We start from the raw sequence: 15104 nt of genomic DNA, 5'->3' as shown, positions 1-15104 counted from the left end.
CCCATATCAATTGATTATCAACCGCCTAGACCTCCAACGAAAGAACGGCACTTAGGCGATCGCATATAAATTCGGTGTAGGGATTTATCTGCTAGTGTAAAAATGCCGTAAGGCGCTGATCGACTCCTTGGCGCAACGGGGCCCTCTCTCGCCTTTTCTGAGCTCTTTATACCGTCCTTACGCGCTGGTGTAAAAACTCAGCACCACTCTGACATGCGACGGACTACATCCATCTCAGCATTCCGAGCTGAAATGGAGCCACTACGCATGCTCGACAATCACCAATCATTTGAATCCAGACCGCTATCGAAGCCGACTGCGGACGGCTCGCGCGCGTCGCTTGACGTTATGCAGTGTCCAATTTTCGCGATATCCAACGGAGGCCAGCCGTGCCCGCCGCCGCAATGATCTGGCTCGCTGGCCTCTGCGCCGCCGGCCTCACGGTCTACCTGTTCTATGCCCTCGTGAAGCCAGAGCGCTTCTGAGGGCAAAAAATCGCGACAACAAACACTCGGTGGCAATTATGGGCGACCTCGTATTCGTGGCGGTGACGCTCGTCTTCTTCGTGATCACAGCAGGGTTCATTGTGGCCCTGGACCGAATTTGAGGACGCTCACATGACACAAGACATCACTCAATTCGTTCTCATCCTTGCGATCATGACCGGGCTGGTCGTGGTGCTCGGGAAATATATGACACATATATTTACCAGCCCCACGCACAGCTTCATTGAGCGCAGCACCTATCGCATTCTTGGCGTCGATCCTTCGGAGGCGATGTCGTGGAAGCGCTACGGTATGGTCTTGTTGCTTAGCAACGCCGCCATGATGCTGGTCGGCTATATTGTCCTACGTCTACAGCAATATCTGCCGGGCGATCCGTTACAGCGGGCATCACAAACTCCCGATCTGGCATTCAATACAGCCGCCTCGTTCATCACGAATACAAACTGGCAGTCCTACTCGGGTGAAACAAGCCTTTCCAACTTCTCCCAGATGGCTGTCATAACCTTCTTGATGATGGTGAGTGCCGCTACGGGGCTAGGCGCGGTTGGAGGATTTATGAGGGGCCTAAGTCGCAAGAACGCGGCGGACATCGGCAATTTCTGGGTCGACTTCACCCGCGCTATTTATCGACTTCTCCTGCCGGTCTGCTTCATCTTGGCGCTTGTCCATGTCTGGCAAGGCGTGCCGCAGACGCTGAGCGCCGATGCCGTCGTGACAACGCTCGAAGGCGCCAAGCAGCAGCTCATCATGGGGCCCGTGGCCAGCCTCGAATCCATCAAGCATATCGGAACCAATGGCGGCGGCTTCTTCGGCATGAATGCTGCTCATCCCTTCGAGAATCCGACGCCGCTCACCAACACGCTGCATATCCTCAGTATGCTTCTGATCTCGTCGGCGCTTACCTACACCTTTGGATCAATCAGCCTTCGCCGGCGCCAAGGTTGGGCATTTTTCGCCGCTTTCCTGGTTATGTTCATTGGCTTCCTCACCTTGGTCTATGGCTCAGAGCATAACGGCAATCCGCTGCTCTCCCCAATGGGCGTCGATCAGACCCAGACTGCCTTTCAGGCCGGTGGCAACATGGAAGGTAAGGAGCTTCGTTTCGGCATCGCTCAGACCAGCATGTTCGTGACGACGACAACAGCGGCAACGACGGGCTCGGTCGATGCGATGCACTCGTCGCTCACGCCGCTGGGTGGTCTCGTTCCGCTCGCGGAAATGATGTTGAACAACGTATTCGGTGGCAAGGGTGTCGGCTTCATCAACATCGTCACCTACGCAATCCTGACGGTCTTCCTCGTCGGCATGATGATCGGGCGTACACCAGAGTTTCTTGGCAAGAAGGTCGAGGCGCGTGAGATGAAATACGTGATGATCGCCGTGCTGACGCATCCGTTCAGTATCTTGGGCTTCACCGCGCTCGCTTGTCTGATGCCAGCGACTCTAAACAGCCTGGCGAACATGGGTCCGCACGGATTCAGCGAAGTGCTCTACGCCTATACGTCGGGCACGGCCAACAACGGCTCGGCGTTTGCCGGCCTCAACGCCAACACGCCGTTCTTCAACACCACGATCGGCCTCGCCATGTTGATCGGCCGGTACTTCACTCTCCTGCCGATGCTCGCCGTCGCTGGCGTGATGGCGGCCAAGAAAGCCGTTCCTGAAGGACCCGGAACGCTGTCGACGGCGACTCCTCTGTTCACCGGATTGCTGGTGTTCGTGGTTCTGGTCGTCGGCGGCCTGACGTTCCTGCCTGCGCTCGCACTCGGCCCGATCGTCGAACATCTGTTGATGCTTGCCGGCGCGACATTCTGAGGAAGCGACTCTCATGCGCAACGAACAAACGATCATGCACGCGCCCGTCCCGGCATCGCAGCCTGCGTTCAAGGGCATCACGCGGCCAGTTCTGGTCTCAGCGGTCTTTTTCATGCTGGTAACCGGCCTTGCCTACCCGTTGGCGACGACAGGTGTCGCCAACCTCCTCTTTCCCGATCAGGCACAGGGAAGTCTGATCATCAAGGACGGAAGGGCTGTCGGTTCGCGCCTGATCGGGCAGTATTTCACCAAACCCGAATATTTCCATGGCCGCCCGAGCGTCACGTCGGGGACGGATCCCAACGATCCGTCAAAGACGGTCGACCAGCCCTATAACGCCGCGCTGAGCGCCGCCAGCAACCAGGGTGCGATCAGCAAGAAGCTGCTCGATGCGGTGGCGGAGCGCGCCAAAGCCTATCGGGAAGAAAACGGTCTGGCGGCCGACGCCCTGGTCCCGGTCGACGCCGTCACGGCGTCGGCTTCCGGACTCGATCCGGACATTTCGATCGCCAACGCCCGGCTGCAGGCGCCGCGTGTGGCCAAGGCGCGCCGCCTGTCGACGGAGGACGTCTTGTCCCTCGTCGATCAACATACGACCGGCCGCCAACTCGGCTTCCTCGGTGATCCGAGGGTCAATGTCCTGGAATTGAATCTCGCGCTTGATGCCGCCTCCCACGGCCGGCGCGCGGCGCAATAAGAAAGCGGTACGATCATGTCACATCTGAATGTAACGACGTCGCAAAGCGCGAGCCTCGCCGGCAGCGTCAAGCCAATTTCGTGGACATCGGTCATCGGCGAATCCTTCGCCAAGCTGTCGCCACGGGTCCAGGCGAAAAACCCAGTGATGTTCGTCGTCTACCTAGGAAGCATCGTGACCACGTTGCTCTGGATCCAGGCGCTGACGGGCAAGGGCGAGGCTCCGGCCCTCTTCATTTTCGCCGTGGCGGCCTGGCTGTGGTTTACGGTCCTCTTCGCCAACGCGGCTGAGGCGTTGGCTGAAGGTCGCGGCAAGGCCCAGGCTGACGCCCTGCGCGCGACCCGCCAGCGGGTCGTAGCCCGCGTGCTCAAGGAACCCAGGCGTGAAGCCGAATCCTGGCCGCAGCCAAGCGACGAATTGAGTGTCGGTATGTACCTCCTCGTTGAGGCAGGCGAAATCATTCCCGCCGATGGCGAAGTGGTCGAAGGCGCGGCTACCGTCGACGAATCCGCCATCACCGGCGAATCCGCCCCGGTGATCCGCGAATCCGGCGGTGACTTCTGCTCTGTAACCGGCGGCACGCGCGTCTTGTCGGACTGGATCATCATGCGTGTGACGGCAAAGCCGGGCGAAGCGTTCCTCGACCGCATGATCGCCATGGTCGAGGGCGCCAAGCGCCGCAAGACACCGAACGAAATCGCGCTGACGATCCTGCTCGTGGCGCTCACGCTGATCTTCCTTCTGGTGTGTGTGACCCTTCTGCCGTTCTCGAGATTCAGCACGCTCGTCGCCGGCGGAGGTTCGGTCGTGACAATCACGGTCCTCATCGCACTCCTTGTCTGCCTGATTCCGACGACCATCGGCGCATTGCTTTCGGCCATCGGCATCGCCGGCATGAGCCGGATGATAAAGGCCAATGTGCTGGCGACTTCGGGGCGCGCCATCGAGGCGGCCGGCGACGTCGACGTGCTGTTGCTCGACAAGACGGGCACGATCACCCTCGGCAATCGCGAGGCCACCAAGTTCCATCCGGCCCCCCGCGTCGAGGAGCGCGCGCTTGCCGACGCGGCCCAGCTCGCTTCGCTCGCCGACGAGACGCCGGAAGGCCGCTCGATCGTCGTGCTGGCAAAGAATCTTTTCAACATTCGAGGCCGCGAGCTGCACGGGGCCGAAGCGATCCCCTTCAGCGCGCATACGCGCATGAGCGGCATCAACATCGATGGGCGACAGATCCGAAAGGGCGCAGCAAGCGCGATCCGCGCCCACATCGAAACGATGGGAGGGGTATTCCCGCAGGAAGTCGTCAAGATTGTCGACGACGTCTCCCGGCGCGGCAGCACGCCGCTGGTCGTCAGTGACGGCGCGAAAGTCCTCGGCGTCGTCGAGCTGAAAGACATCGTCAAGGGCGGAATCAAGGAGCGCTTCGCAGAATTGCGCGGCATGGGGATCAAGACCGTGATGATCACTGGCGACAACAAGCTCACCGCCGCGGCGATCGCGGCCGAGGCGGGTGTCGACGACTATCTCGCGGAGGCAACGCCGGAAGACAAGCTGCGCCTCATCCGGGACTATCAGGCAGAGGGCCGACTCGTCGCCATGACCGGCGACGGCACCAACGACGCCCCTGCCCTGGCCCAGGCCGATGTCGCTCTGGCGATGAACAGCGGCACGCAGGCCGCCAAGGAAGCCGGCAACATGGTCGACCTCGACAGCAATCCCACCAAGCTCCTGCGCGTCGTCGAGGTAGGAAAGCAGATGATCATGACCCGCGGCGCGCTGACCACGTTCAGCGTCGCCAACGATCTTGCGAAGTACTTCGCGATCATCCCTGCCGCCTTCGTGGCGACCTATCCTCCGCTCGCTGCCCTCAACATCATGGGCCTCCACAGCCCGGCATCGGCGATCCTGTCCGCGGTGATCTTCAATGCTCTGATCATCGTGGTGCTGATCCCTCTTGCCCTCCGGGGCGTCCAATATCGGGCCGAGCCGGCGGCACGGCTGCTCAGCCGGAACCTGCTAATCTACGGATTGGGCGGGATCATAGCGCCGTTTGTCGGTATAAAGCTGATCGACGTCCTGCTGACCCCCTTCTTCTAGAAAGGCCTCTCAAGGGCAGCGTTCAGGCTCATGGGTTTACAGTAGGCGATGACAAATGAGCGACCCGATCCCGACGACCTGCTTAAGGTCGTGAAGGATGAAACCCATCGCTCCCAACGCGGGCAGCTGAAGATATTCTTCGGCGCCTGCGCCGGGGTGGGAAAGACCTTCGCCATGCTTCAGGCCGCGCGGCAACTCCACAATGACGGGGTCGCCGTCGGGATCGGAATCGTCGAAACCCACGGCCGCAAAGACACCGAAGAAATGCTGGAGGGCCTTCCTGTTCTGCCGCGCAAGACACTAAGCGGCAACGGAAGGCCGACCACCGAATTCGACCTCGATGGCGCACTGGCGTCGGGGTACAAACTCCTGGTCGTCGACGAGCTGGCGCACACAAACGCAGCCGGCAGCCGGCACGCCAAGCGCTGGCAGGATGTCGAGGAGCTGCTCGACGCCGGAATCGACGTCTTCACGGCGCTGAACGTCCAGCACCTCGAAAGCCTCAACGATATTGTTGGCGGCATCATTGGAATCCGGGTGCGCGAGACCGTTCCCGACCGCATCTTTGACGCCGCAACCGATGTGGTTCTCGTCGACTTGCCGCCCGACGATCTGCTGGCGCGGCTGAGCGCTGGCAAGGTCTATCTGCCGGTCTCGATCGAACGCGCTCGCCAGAATTTCTTCCGCCGCGGCAATCTGATCGCGCTACGCGAACTGGCCCTTCGGCGAGTCGCCGACCGCGTTAACGCGGATGTGCGAACCTATCGCGTCTCGCACGCCATCAAGACAGTCTGGCCCACCCAGGAAGTGCTCATGGTCTGCGTGAGCGCTGACCGATCGCAGGAACGGTTGGTTCGCGAAGGTGCAAGGCTCGCTCAGCGGCTCCAGGCCAAGTGGATCGTGGTCCACGTCGATCAGCCTTACAGGGGTGATGACACCAGATCGCGGGAAATACTGCTAAACATCGCTTCCGCAGCTCAGGCGGCAGGGGCCGAATTTGCGAACGTCCCGGGACAGGATATCGCGGAGACCCTTCTGGATTATGCGCGCAAGCGCAATGTCACCAAGCTCATCGTTGGCAATCCGCTCGGCTGGCGATTCATACCTTTCCGATCCCGCCTTCAGGAGAGACTCGCGCGCGCCGGCCCTGAACTTGGTCTGATTTTGCTCAGCGTGGATGAGGTGCGCCCGCCGGTCAAATCCAAGGTCACGGACGAACCTAAAGGATTCGCGTGGGCACTCACTATTGCCACACTTGCCTGCGGTGCGACGACCGCAGTCGCCGCCTGGCTACTCCGCGTCTTTGATCCAGCCAACGTCGTCATGCTGTTTCTGATGACGGTGGTCTTTGTCTCGATGCATCTCGGTCGTGTCGCTGGCGCCTGGGCAGCCCTGCTGTCGGTCGCGTGTTTCGACTTCTTCTTCATCGAGCCCACATTGTCCTTTACCGTCGCGGATACGCAATATCTCTTCACCTTTGCGTTGATGCTCGGTGCGGCAATGATCATTAGCCAACTTGCAGCTCGCATGCGCTCCGAAGCCAAGGTCGCTCGTGCTGGCGAGCGCAGGGCATCCGCCCTGGCTCGCATCGCCCGTGACTTGTCTAGCGCCATAAAGATCGAGCAGGTTTTCTCAATATGCCGGGACGCAATTACGCCCCTGATCGGCGCCCGGGTCATTCTCCTCATACCGAATGAGAAGGGACAGCTCGTCCCCATGCAGGATGCGGGCTTTGTCGACCTTTCGGTCGCTCAGTGGGCTTTCGACCACGTTCAGGAGGCGGGCCTTGGGACGCAGACGCTGAGCGGTGCCGACGCCCTATACCTTCCTTTGAAGGCATCAATGGCCACGCGAGGCGTGCTCGCCATCCTGCCGAACGACGGCCCAATGTCGAACGACCCCGACGACCGGCGCCTGCTGGACGCCTGCTGCTCGACCATCGGCTTAGCGCTCGAGCGCATCCATTTCGTAGACGTTGCGCAGGATACGCTGGTGCGGATGGAAGGCGAGAAGCTGCGGAACGCCCTCCTGTCGGCGGTGTCTCACGATCTCAAAACCCCCCTCACGGCGATACGGGGACTGGCCGAGACCCTTGAGCGGACGCACGGCCTTCCCGACAGCGATCGAAGCGACCTTGCTCGGTCCATCAGGCTGCAAGCCGATGAGCTGAAACGGCTCGTCAGCAATCTGCTCGACCTGGCACGGATGCAAAGCGAGGGCGTGCGCCTCAATAAGGAATGGCATTCGATAAGCGAAATCGTCGGCAGCGCACTTGCCCAATCGGCCTCGGTTCTGAAGCCAAGAACGGTCCGAACCAACTTGCCGCCCGACCTGCCTCTCGTGGAGGTTGATGCGACCCTGATCGAACGCGTCCTGATCAATCTGTTCGACAACGCCGCGAAATACACACCTTCGACAAGCACGATCAATATTCGTGGCGGGGCTTCGGGAGAGTCGATGTATCTGGTCATAGAGGACAATGGCCCAGGGCTACCGACGCCGAACCCCGAAGCACTCTTTGAGCCCTTCACGCGGGGTCAGAAAGAGTCTGCAGTCGCCGGAGTTGGTCTCGGCTTGGCTCTGTGTCGCAGTATCGTGGTTGCGCACGGGGGAAGCATTAGGGCGGAAGCACGCAAGCCGCATGGCGCAGCCTTTGAGATCCGATTGCCCCTCGGTACACCTCCCGAGATCGAAAGTGAGACGTTGAATGATCAAGCCACGCATCCTGATCGTTGAAGATGAAGCTGACATTCGCCGCTTCGTCCGCATGGCGCTGGAAAAGGAGGGCATGAGCGTCTTCGAGACATCCACAGCCGAGGACGCGCGTATCAATGCCGGCAGCCGGAAACCAGATCTGATGATCGTCGACCTTGGCTTGCCGGACGGGGACGGCAAGGCCCTCATTCGCGAGGTTCGGAATTGGGTATCGGCTCCCATTCTCGTGCTCTCGGCCCGAGAGCAGGAAACGGAGAAGGTCGACGCGCTGGACGCTGGGGCTGACGACTACCTGACAAAGCCGTTCGGTGTTCCCGAACTGCTTGCGCGCGTGCGCGCGCAACTGCGCCGCGCAAGTACGGTCTCACAGGGCGCCACGGCCTCCCCGGTGGTGAAGTTCGGACAGGTGACGGTCAACCTCGCGACTCATGAGGTCACGCGGGCGGACGAGCCCGTGCATCTGACACCGAATGAATTTCGCCTGCTGACCGCGCTGATCCGCGGACATGGCAAGGTTCTCACCCATCGGCAACTGCTCATGGAGGTGTGGGGGCCGGGCTATTCCGAGCGTTCGCACTACATCCGCATTTACATGGCCCAGCTTCGGCAAAAGCTTGAGAGTGACCCCTCGCAGCCGGTCCATCTCATTACCGAATTGCAGGTTGGCTACCGCCTCTCAGGACTGGAAATTCCTGAGGGTAACCAGATCCTATCCACATAAAGTACGTTGTGTGCTAGTCGGCTGCTCAATCTCGGCGAAGTGCTCATTGCACGAATCAACAAACTGACCGTCAGTCAAAAATCTAGTCGTCGCCCACAAATGTCATCACGACGGCAGGACCTTCATCCGTATCCACCATCGTGTCGCCGCGGAAGCCCGCTCGACGGTAGGCCCGTCGTGCCCGAAGATTGTCGACGTCAGGATCAATGACGACCGCGGGCGCGCCTTCCGCCCGCAAGCGCTCGGCCAAAATCTTGAGGAAGCGGGAGCCATGGCCGCGGCCCAGCATGTCCGGCTCACAAATGAACGGGTCGATGGCGATGGTCCCTTCAGGCAGATGCGCGAAATGCGGTTGCGGCCAATAGCTGACTCGATATGCCTGAGCGTAGGCGAACGCCCTTCCTTCGTGTGACACAATCCATTGCGCCATCTCCGGCACGGTTAGATCTCCGGCAATCAGGCCGTACTGCTCGTCTGGATCACCCCACCAGCGTACGACCTCGGGTGTGTGCAACCACCGCCCAACCAGCGGAAGATCGTCTGACGTCATTGCTCGAAAAGCGTACGGCGATTCAGGCGCCACCATTGTAGGCCTCAGGGGTCTCTAACGGCGCCGGGGAGCGCAGCGCGCGGATGTCGATCGGCTCATGAGGAGACTTTGCGGCCTCGAACCTCGAAACTACGCCGACTTGTAAAAAGCCCGAGCCCCCCGTTGGCCCAAGGCTTGGACCGGGCGTTGCCGTAAACTGCTGCCCGCGTGACAGGCTTCGAGCGAGACTGAGAAGCCGTCTCAGCGCCGGATTGTCGTTTCGCGGCGACCAAACGGCCGAATAAGGCCAGACCTGCCCGTTCAACGGCCGAAAGACGACGCCTGGGAAACGCGCTGCGGTGATTGCTTCGCTCGTCAGGGTGAGCCCCTGGCCCATTGCGACCAGTTGCATCAGGTTGTCGCGACCGACAGCCTGCCGCTCCACACGCGGGCGGTGCCCGATATCGGCAAGATGCTTGACGAGATAGTCGTGGATCGCGGGGCCAGGATCGGTTTCGGTCACGATGAAGCGCTGTCCGCGCAAATCCGTCCAACAGATTTCCGATCGCGCCGCGAGCGCATGCTCGCTCGGCAGGACAACGAAAACCTGTTCGCACCACAGACGTTTCACGTCGCAGCCTTCGACAACCAGTTCTCCCGGCAAGAACGCAACGTCGAGATGATGTCGCTGGACTGCGCCGACATGCGAGACGAAAGCGGGAGCCCCTTCAACGAAGTCAGGACGTATTTTTGGATTTGCGACCACGTAGCTGCGCAAGAGATCAGCCAGGAACCCGGATGCCAGTGAAGACAAAATTCCGATGCGAACAGTCCCAGCCTCGCCACGGCCAAACGTCGCCGCATCGGCCGCCGCGTGCTGAATTTGGCTCACAGCTTTGCGCGCCCTGGCCAGGAAGTGCTCGCCCGCCCCGGTGAGAAGCACACCACCGTGATGGCGAATGAATAGCGCTGCTCCGATCTCGTCTTCGAGATCGCGGATGCGCCGGCTGACGGCAGATTGCTCGACATTGAGCACCTCCGCGGCACGTCGAAAGCTGCCGTGCTCAGCGGCGGCAATCACATACCGGAGATGGCGCATTTCAATGGTCAACGCGACTGTCCTTGATGTGTCGTGCCGGGCAAGTCCTCCGATCAACGCTTGCGGCCCGCTGGCACGTTCAACACCGCCTTTGCGAAGCCCGGCTCGGAATAGACGAGGGTGCCGTCGGGCAATCCGAGGATGCGGTCGATCGCAAGTCCATGCTGACGTAGCCGCTCGTCGAGCGCGGCCGCGGCCTCGTCTGCCTGCGGCGTGCCGATCGCCTCGATGGCGCGTGCGACCGCGTTGTAAGTGGAGGCACCTAGCTGAACGATGATTTCCGCGGTCGTTGTCGGATCGTCGATGCGGAAGCGACCTTCCATCTTCCCTCGCGTAATAATGTCGACGAACAGAGGCATCATGACCCTGTTCACCGCGCGATTGAGCCGGTGATAGAGCGCGACGTTTTCGGGTCTGAAAACGATGTCGAACGTGGCGCGGATCACAGGGGCATCCTCGGCCTTCAACTGGCGAGACCGCGAAAGGACCGCATTCATGCAGGCCACTGCATCCAGCCCCTTCTCCTCGAGAATCGGTTGTAGACGGGCCAGAGCGCGGGCCGCCATCCGCTCAACCAAGGCCTCCAGCAAATCATCCTTGCTCGTGAAGTGGTGATAGAAGCCGCCCTTTGAGACGCCCGCTTGCTCCATGATGTCGGCGACGGTGGTCGCCTCGTAGCCCTTGCTGAAAAACAGGTCCTGCGCGCTGTCGAGCAATTCATTGCGCCGGACGTCAGGCGGCTTCTTGACCCAACCGGCCATGGCAAACCTCGCCCCCGTTGAAACCGACCGTCGGTTTGAATTATAGTTGCTCTCGGCGGATCGCGCAATCGCCAGTGCCGCCGTCGCGCCAAGAAGAGAAAGCCCTCGTCCAATGGCTCCGGAGCAAATCAACAAAGTCTCAACCGGCACCAAGGAGAATCCGGCCGCCATCCTGGTCGAGGATCTGACCTTTCGGTATCCCGGACAGGCGGCCCCTGCGCTCGACAGGGTGAGCTTCTCGGTCGCGCGCGGCGAGATCTTTGGCCTGCTAGGCCCCTCCGGGGCAGGCAAGAGCACCCTGCAGAGAGTGCTGACTCGCCAGCAGCGGCGCTTCGATGGCCTCGTGCGGGTCCTCGGCAAGCCGCTCGCGGACTGGCGGCAGGACTACTTCGAGGTCATCGGCGTCGGGTTCGAACTGCCCAATCACTACGTCAAGTTCACCGCAGTCGAGAACCTCAGGTTCTTCGCCTCGCTGTACAGGCGCAAGAGCCGCGATCCGTTGGAGCTCCTGGCGCTCGTTGGGCTGGAGCACGCAGCCCACAAGAAAGTGGAGACTTTCTCGAAGGGGATGCGCATGCGCCTGAATTTCGTACGCGCGATCCAGCACGACCCCGAGATCCTGTTCCTCGACGAGCCCACCGCCGGCCTCGATCCTGTCAACGCCCGTATCGTCAAGCGCATCGTCGCCGACCTCCGCCGGGCGGGTAAGACCATCGTTCTCACGACACACAATATGAACGACGTCGACCAGCTGTGCGACCGAGTCTCCTTCATCGTCGCGGGCCGCTTCGCCGCTCTCGACGCACCCGAAGCGCTGAAGGCGAGATATGGCCGCCGCACCGTGCGGGTAACGCATGGCCGCGACATCGTCCAAGTCGACGAATTCCCGCTCGACGGCCTAGCCGACAACCGCCGCTTCCAAGCGATCCTCAGAGACGGCACGGTGCGCACGCTGCATAGCCAGGAAGCAAGCCTCGACCAGGTATTCAGCGACGTCACCGGCACTTCGCTCGATCCCGCCGAGGAAGTCGCATGAATGCCGTGCCCATTCTGCGGCTGGTGCTCTGGGACGTGCGCGTGCAGGCACGCGAGCGCATCTATCTCTTCACCGTCTTCACCACCGCGTTCTTCGTGGCAGCCGTGGCGCTCCTGCCCTCGGACGCACCGGTCACGGTGGTCACTGCCATCCTTTTCCTCGACCCGGCCGTGGTTGGCATGGGATTCGTCGCCGCCCTGGTACTGCTCGAGCGTTCGCAGTGCACGCCGCCCGCCCTGGCCGTCACGCCTGCGTCACCGACCGACTACGTCCTTGCAAAGCTCGTCACCTTCGCAGCCCTGACCGTCGCCGGAGGCATCATTGTCGCCGCGGCAGCCTACTGGCCGCCCCCGCCGGCCGTGCTGCTGCGCATGGCACTCGCACTCTCTTTCACCGGCGTCCTGGCCGTCCTCGGTGGCCTCGTGATGGTGGCAACAGCCAATTCGGTGAATCATCTCATCGCCCGCGCCTTCCCGGTCTCGATCGTGCTCTATCTGCCGTTGCTCGCTCATTTCGGAGCGGTCGACGGCTGGCTCGCCTGGGCGCTGTTCGGGATCAATCCCGGACACGCCATGCTGCGCGCGCTTCTATGGGCCGCCAATCCGTCCGCCGTAACCCCAGCCGAGGTGCTCTACGCCTTCGGCTACATGACGCTCGTGAGCGCCGTCCTCTTGCGAGTGGCCATCGCCTTGCATACGCGCACCATCGGACACACGGGTAGCTAAGAGGATCGCCGTGTCTCCGCTCTTGAGTCTTGCCGCACACGATCTCGCCAGCATCCGGCGTGACAAAGTCCTGATCAACATCGTCGGGTTGATGCTGGCAATTGTGGCCGTCGCCGCCATCGTGCGCGACCTCGGCTATTTCTCCGACTGGTGGGTGACGATTCAGCTCGTGCTCCTGCTCGGCTACATGCCGGGCGTGGGCTATCTCTCCGCCATGCTGGTCATCGACGAGAAGGACAGCGGCGTCGACCAGGCGCTCCGCGTCTCGCCGCTGCGGCAGCGCCATGCGATCGCCCTGCGCATCGCCATGTGCATCCTGTTCGTCCTGTCCTACGGGATCACAATGGTCCTGGTCACGCGGATGATCGCGTTGCCTTTAGTCAAATGGCTGTTGCCTCTCCTCGCGCTCGCGCTGGCCAGCGTCTGGACCACCCTTACCGTGCTGGCACTGTCACGCGCCAAGGTGCAGGCGATTGGCCTGTTCAGGGCGCTCAACCTTTATGTGCAGATTGCCGCGCTCTATCTCTTTATTCCGCAGGATGCTTGGTACGCCCAGCTTCTTCTCGCGTCCCCGGCCACATGGTCCGTGAAATCGGTATTGGCCTTCATCAACGGGGCGACAGCGGTCGGAGCTCTCTGGACACTTGGAGCAATCGCCTTCTGGGCTGCACTCATCGCCGTATCGATCGTTGCCTATCGACGCGGGCACGACCGCCCAAGAGCGTGAAGGAGCGCGACGTGCGCGACCTCGTCGGAGCCGCATCGAGCCGATGGTGCCCCAGGTTGTCGCGTCCCATATTGTCACTGTTTGCTCAAATGCGACCATGTGAACCGGACACAATTGGCGGGCCCTCGGGGCAACGGCGGGTTGAGCCGGATTTGGCAGGCCGGTGCGCGCGATCATTCGTCATCGACCCGCGCGAACGGATATCGAGCGACGCTTGCTGCTGATCCGGACAAGCGAGGACCATTTATGAAGCGCGTCTTGATTACGGGCATGTCCGGGACTGGGAAATCTTCGGTGATGGAAGAGTTGGCCGCGCGCGGTTATCAGGCTTACGACCTCGATACACCCGAATGGTCCCAGTGGGTCGATGCTGATCACGCCGACTTTCTGACTCCGACCCGAGGAAAAGACTGGGTGTGGCGAGACAACCGCGTCCGCGCACTCCTGTCTAAGCCGGGAGAGGGAATCTTGTTCATCGGCGGCTGTGCCGAAAACATGGGCCGATTTTTCTCCATGATCGATGCCACGATTCTTCTCTCCGCTCCCGTCGCAACAATCATGCAGCGGCTCGCGACGCGATGCGGCGGTTACGGACGTTCCGCGGAGGAGCGGTGGAAGATCCACCACCTGATCTCGACTATCGAGCCCCTGCTCAGGAAATCCGCCGACTACGAGATCGACACGACAAGAGCAATCCCTGCAATCGTCGATGAAATCCTCCGCATAGTGTAGCTCGCGGAAGGATCGAAGTTGCGTCGCGGCCCACTCAGCATGTCGGCCCTTCGAACACCATGGGCTCGTATGCCCGACCGCACCGCATCGGTTCAATAGAGGCCCGGCCGCGCGGTGCGGTGAAGGATGCCCGAAGGCATACTCAATCTGCCATGGAGGCTACGCGGCGGTTCGCAGGCCGCGCGCTGCAGCGATCAAGCCAACGCCCAACATTCGGAAAAGAAGCAAGGTCAATCGGGGCGATCCCCGAGACCCCGTCCTCTCCGGGCTCGCGAAGAGTCGAGGCAAGATTGAGATCGGCGACCGTAAAATCGTCGCCCAGAAGATATCGGTCGTTCAGGCTGTTTTCCAATATGCGAAGTGCGGACGAGAGCTGCTCCAGCTCGGCCGCGACGGCTGCCGGACCAGACGACTTCTCGTGGAGGCCTTTGGCAATTCTGACAATCCGAGGTTCGATCTCATTGGCGCTCCAGAGGCTCCATTGATAGACACGCGCATGATGCTTCGCCCCGGTGGGCCACAAAGGGGAGCGCGCGTAGCTCTCGGCCAGGTACATGTTGATTGCCAGGGACTCCCACAGGACAAACCCATCATCCTCCAAGCTTGGAATATGTCCGTTGGGATTGATGCGCAGGTACTCCGCCGACCGGCTCTCCGTGTAGGGTCGGATCGGCACATGCTCGTATGCAAGACCGATCTCCTCGAGCATCCACAGCGAACGGCTGGCACGCGATCTGGCCTGGCCATAAAGCTTGAGCATTGAGACAGCCTCCTCGTAAGTACGCCCGGTCCCTCCCGCACCCGACGCGGTTCGAACTCATAATCTTTGCCTTCTTGGGCCCGAAAAAATTACGCCATGATTTCTATTTGCGCGCCACCGTATCCGACTATCCGACTTCCGAACTTTTGCCCTTTCCTTTTGGGATCTATCGCGCTCATTTCTC

General features: G+C 61.2%; 14 protein-coding genes. 10 read left to right on the top strand and 4 right to left on the bottom strand.

Going from position 1 to position 15104, the window contains the following annotated elements; all coding sequences use genetic code 11:
- Positions 1-389 precede the first annotated feature (389 nt).
- From kdpF to VFB05_RS09260, 6 genes are all read left to right on the top strand, one after another.
- The gene (kdpF, locus tag VFB05_RS09285) at positions 390-485 is read left to right on the top strand and encodes a K(+)-transporting ATPase subunit F (RefSeq protein WP_325011320.1); all 96 of its coding nucleotides are present in this window, start codon (positions 390-392) and stop codon (positions 483-485) included.
- 132 nt (positions 486-617) lie between these two features.
- Positions 618-2321, top strand: coding sequence for a potassium-transporting ATPase subunit KdpA (kdpA, locus tag VFB05_RS09280; protein ID WP_325011318.1), 1704 nt, complete (start codon positions 618-620; stop codon positions 2319-2321).
- Between the two features lie 34 nt (positions 2322-2355).
- Positions 2356-3018, top strand: a complete 663-nt coding sequence (gene kdpC / locus VFB05_RS09275; protein ID WP_414643173.1) for a potassium-transporting ATPase subunit KdpC — start codon at positions 2356-2358, stop codon at positions 3016-3018.
- A gap of 15 nt (positions 3019-3033) precedes the next feature.
- The gene (gene kdpB, locus VFB05_RS09270) at positions 3034-5115 is read left to right on the top strand and encodes a potassium-transporting ATPase subunit KdpB (protein ID WP_325011314.1); all 2082 of its coding nucleotides are present in this window, start codon (positions 3034-3036) and stop codon (positions 5113-5115) included.
- Positions 5116-5163: 48 nt separating this feature from the next.
- Positions 5164-7851, top strand: a complete 2688-nt coding sequence (locus VFB05_RS09265; protein WP_325011312.1) for a sensor histidine kinase KdpD — start codon at positions 5164-5166, stop codon at positions 7849-7851.
- A complete protein-coding gene (locus VFB05_RS09260) occupies positions 7823-8551 on the top strand; it encodes a response regulator (RefSeq protein WP_325011310.1) in 729 nt (242 codons plus the stop codon). The genes VFB05_RS09265 and VFB05_RS09260 overlap by 29 nt, the downstream gene beginning before the upstream one ends.
- Positions 8552-8633: 82 nt before the next feature.
- Here the strand turns inward: VFB05_RS09260 and VFB05_RS09255 are convergent, their stop codons facing one another.
- Genes VFB05_RS09255 through VFB05_RS09245 form a run of 3 tightly spaced genes read right to left on the bottom strand, consistent with a single transcriptional unit; the run spans position 8634 to position 10895 of the window.
- The gene (locus VFB05_RS09255) at positions 8634-9137 is read right to left on the bottom strand and encodes a GNAT family N-acetyltransferase (protein WP_325011308.1); all 504 of its coding nucleotides are present in this window, start codon (positions 9135-9137) and stop codon (positions 8634-8636) included.
- Positions 9124-10179, bottom strand: coding sequence for a LysR family transcriptional regulator (locus VFB05_RS09250; protein ID WP_325011306.1), 1056 nt, complete (start codon positions 10177-10179; stop codon positions 9124-9126). Before VFB05_RS09250 ends, VFB05_RS09255 begins: the two co-directional genes overlap by 14 nt.
- A gap of 53 nt (positions 10180-10232) precedes the next feature.
- Entirely contained in the window at positions 10233-10895 is a 663-nt protein-coding gene (locus VFB05_RS09245; RefSeq protein WP_325011304.1) for a TetR/AcrR family transcriptional regulator, read from the bottom strand.
- Positions 10896-11052: 157 nt separating this feature from the next.
- On the opposite strand from VFB05_RS09245, the gene VFB05_RS09240 reads away from it, so the two are divergent.
- The 4 genes from VFB05_RS09240 to VFB05_RS09225 all read left to right on the top strand — a co-directional run bounded on the left by VFB05_RS09240 (position 11053) and on the right by VFB05_RS09225 (position 14160).
- Entirely contained in the window at positions 11053-11976 is a 924-nt protein-coding gene (locus tag VFB05_RS09240; RefSeq protein ID WP_325011302.1) for an ABC transporter ATP-binding protein, read from the top strand.
- Complete coding sequence (locus VFB05_RS09235; protein ID WP_325011300.1) at positions 11973-12701, top strand: hypothetical protein; 729 nt, start codon at positions 11973-11975, stop codon at positions 12699-12701. Before VFB05_RS09240 ends, VFB05_RS09235 begins: the two co-directional genes overlap by 4 nt.
- Before the next feature lie 10 nt (positions 12702-12711).
- The gene (locus tag VFB05_RS09230) at positions 12712-13428 is read left to right on the top strand and encodes a hypothetical protein (RefSeq protein ID WP_325011298.1); all 717 of its coding nucleotides are present in this window, start codon (positions 12712-12714) and stop codon (positions 13426-13428) included.
- Between the two features lie 246 nt (positions 13429-13674).
- The gene (locus VFB05_RS09225; protein WP_325011296.1) at positions 13675-14160 is read left to right on the top strand and encodes an AAA family ATPase; all 486 of its coding nucleotides are present in this window, start codon (positions 13675-13677) and stop codon (positions 14158-14160) included.
- A 142-nt stretch (positions 14161-14302) separates the two neighbouring features.
- On the opposite strand, the gene VFB05_RS09220 is transcribed toward VFB05_RS09225, so the two are convergent.
- Positions 14303-14920, bottom strand: a complete 618-nt coding sequence (locus tag VFB05_RS09220) for a glutathione S-transferase family protein (RefSeq protein ID WP_325011294.1) — start codon at positions 14918-14920, stop codon at positions 14303-14305.
- Positions 14921-15104 lie beyond the last annotated feature (184 nt).

The organism is Bradyrhizobium sp. (assembly GCF_035652035.1).
Classification (GTDB): domain Bacteria; phylum Pseudomonadota; class Alphaproteobacteria; order Rhizobiales; family Xanthobacteraceae; genus Bradyrhizobium.
Note: the sequence above shows the minus strand (reverse complement) of the source record. Positions and strands in the feature narration are given on the sequence as shown.

Coding starts and splice junctions, on each gene's coding strand:
- VFB05_RS09240 (WP_325011302.1), top strand. CDS start 11,053: ATGGCTCCGGAGCAAATCAACAAAGTCTCAACCGGCACCAAGGAGAAT.
- VFB05_RS09250 (WP_325011306.1), bottom strand. CDS start 10,179: ATGCGCCATCTCCGGTATGTGATTGCCGCCGCTGAGCACGGCAGCTTT.
- kdpB (WP_325011314.1), top strand. CDS start 3,034: ATGTCACATCTGAATGTAACGACGTCGCAAAGCGCGAGCCTCGCCGGC.
- VFB05_RS09220 (WP_325011294.1), bottom strand. CDS start 14,920: ATGCTCAAGCTTTATGGCCAGGCCAGATCGCGTGCCAGCCGTTCGCTG.
- VFB05_RS09225 (WP_325011296.1), top strand. CDS start 13,675: ATGAAGCGCGTCTTGATTACGGGCATGTCCGGGACTGGGAAATCTTCG.
- VFB05_RS09260 (WP_325011310.1), top strand. CDS start 7,823: ATGATCAAGCCACGCATCCTGATCGTTGAAGATGAAGCTGACATTCGC.
- VFB05_RS09265 (WP_325011312.1), top strand. CDS start 5,164: ATGACAAATGAGCGACCCGATCCCGACGACCTGCTTAAGGTCGTGAAG.
- VFB05_RS09255 (WP_325011308.1), bottom strand. CDS start 9,137: ATGGTGGCGCCTGAATCGCCGTACGCTTTTCGAGCAATGACGTCAGAC.
- kdpC (WP_414643173.1), top strand. CDS start 2,356: ATGCACGCGCCCGTCCCGGCATCGCAGCCTGCGTTCAAGGGCATCACG.
- VFB05_RS09235 (WP_325011300.1), top strand. CDS start 11,973: ATGAATGCCGTGCCCATTCTGCGGCTGGTGCTCTGGGACGTGCGCGTG.
- kdpA (WP_325011318.1), top strand. CDS start 618: ATGACACAAGACATCACTCAATTCGTTCTCATCCTTGCGATCATGACC.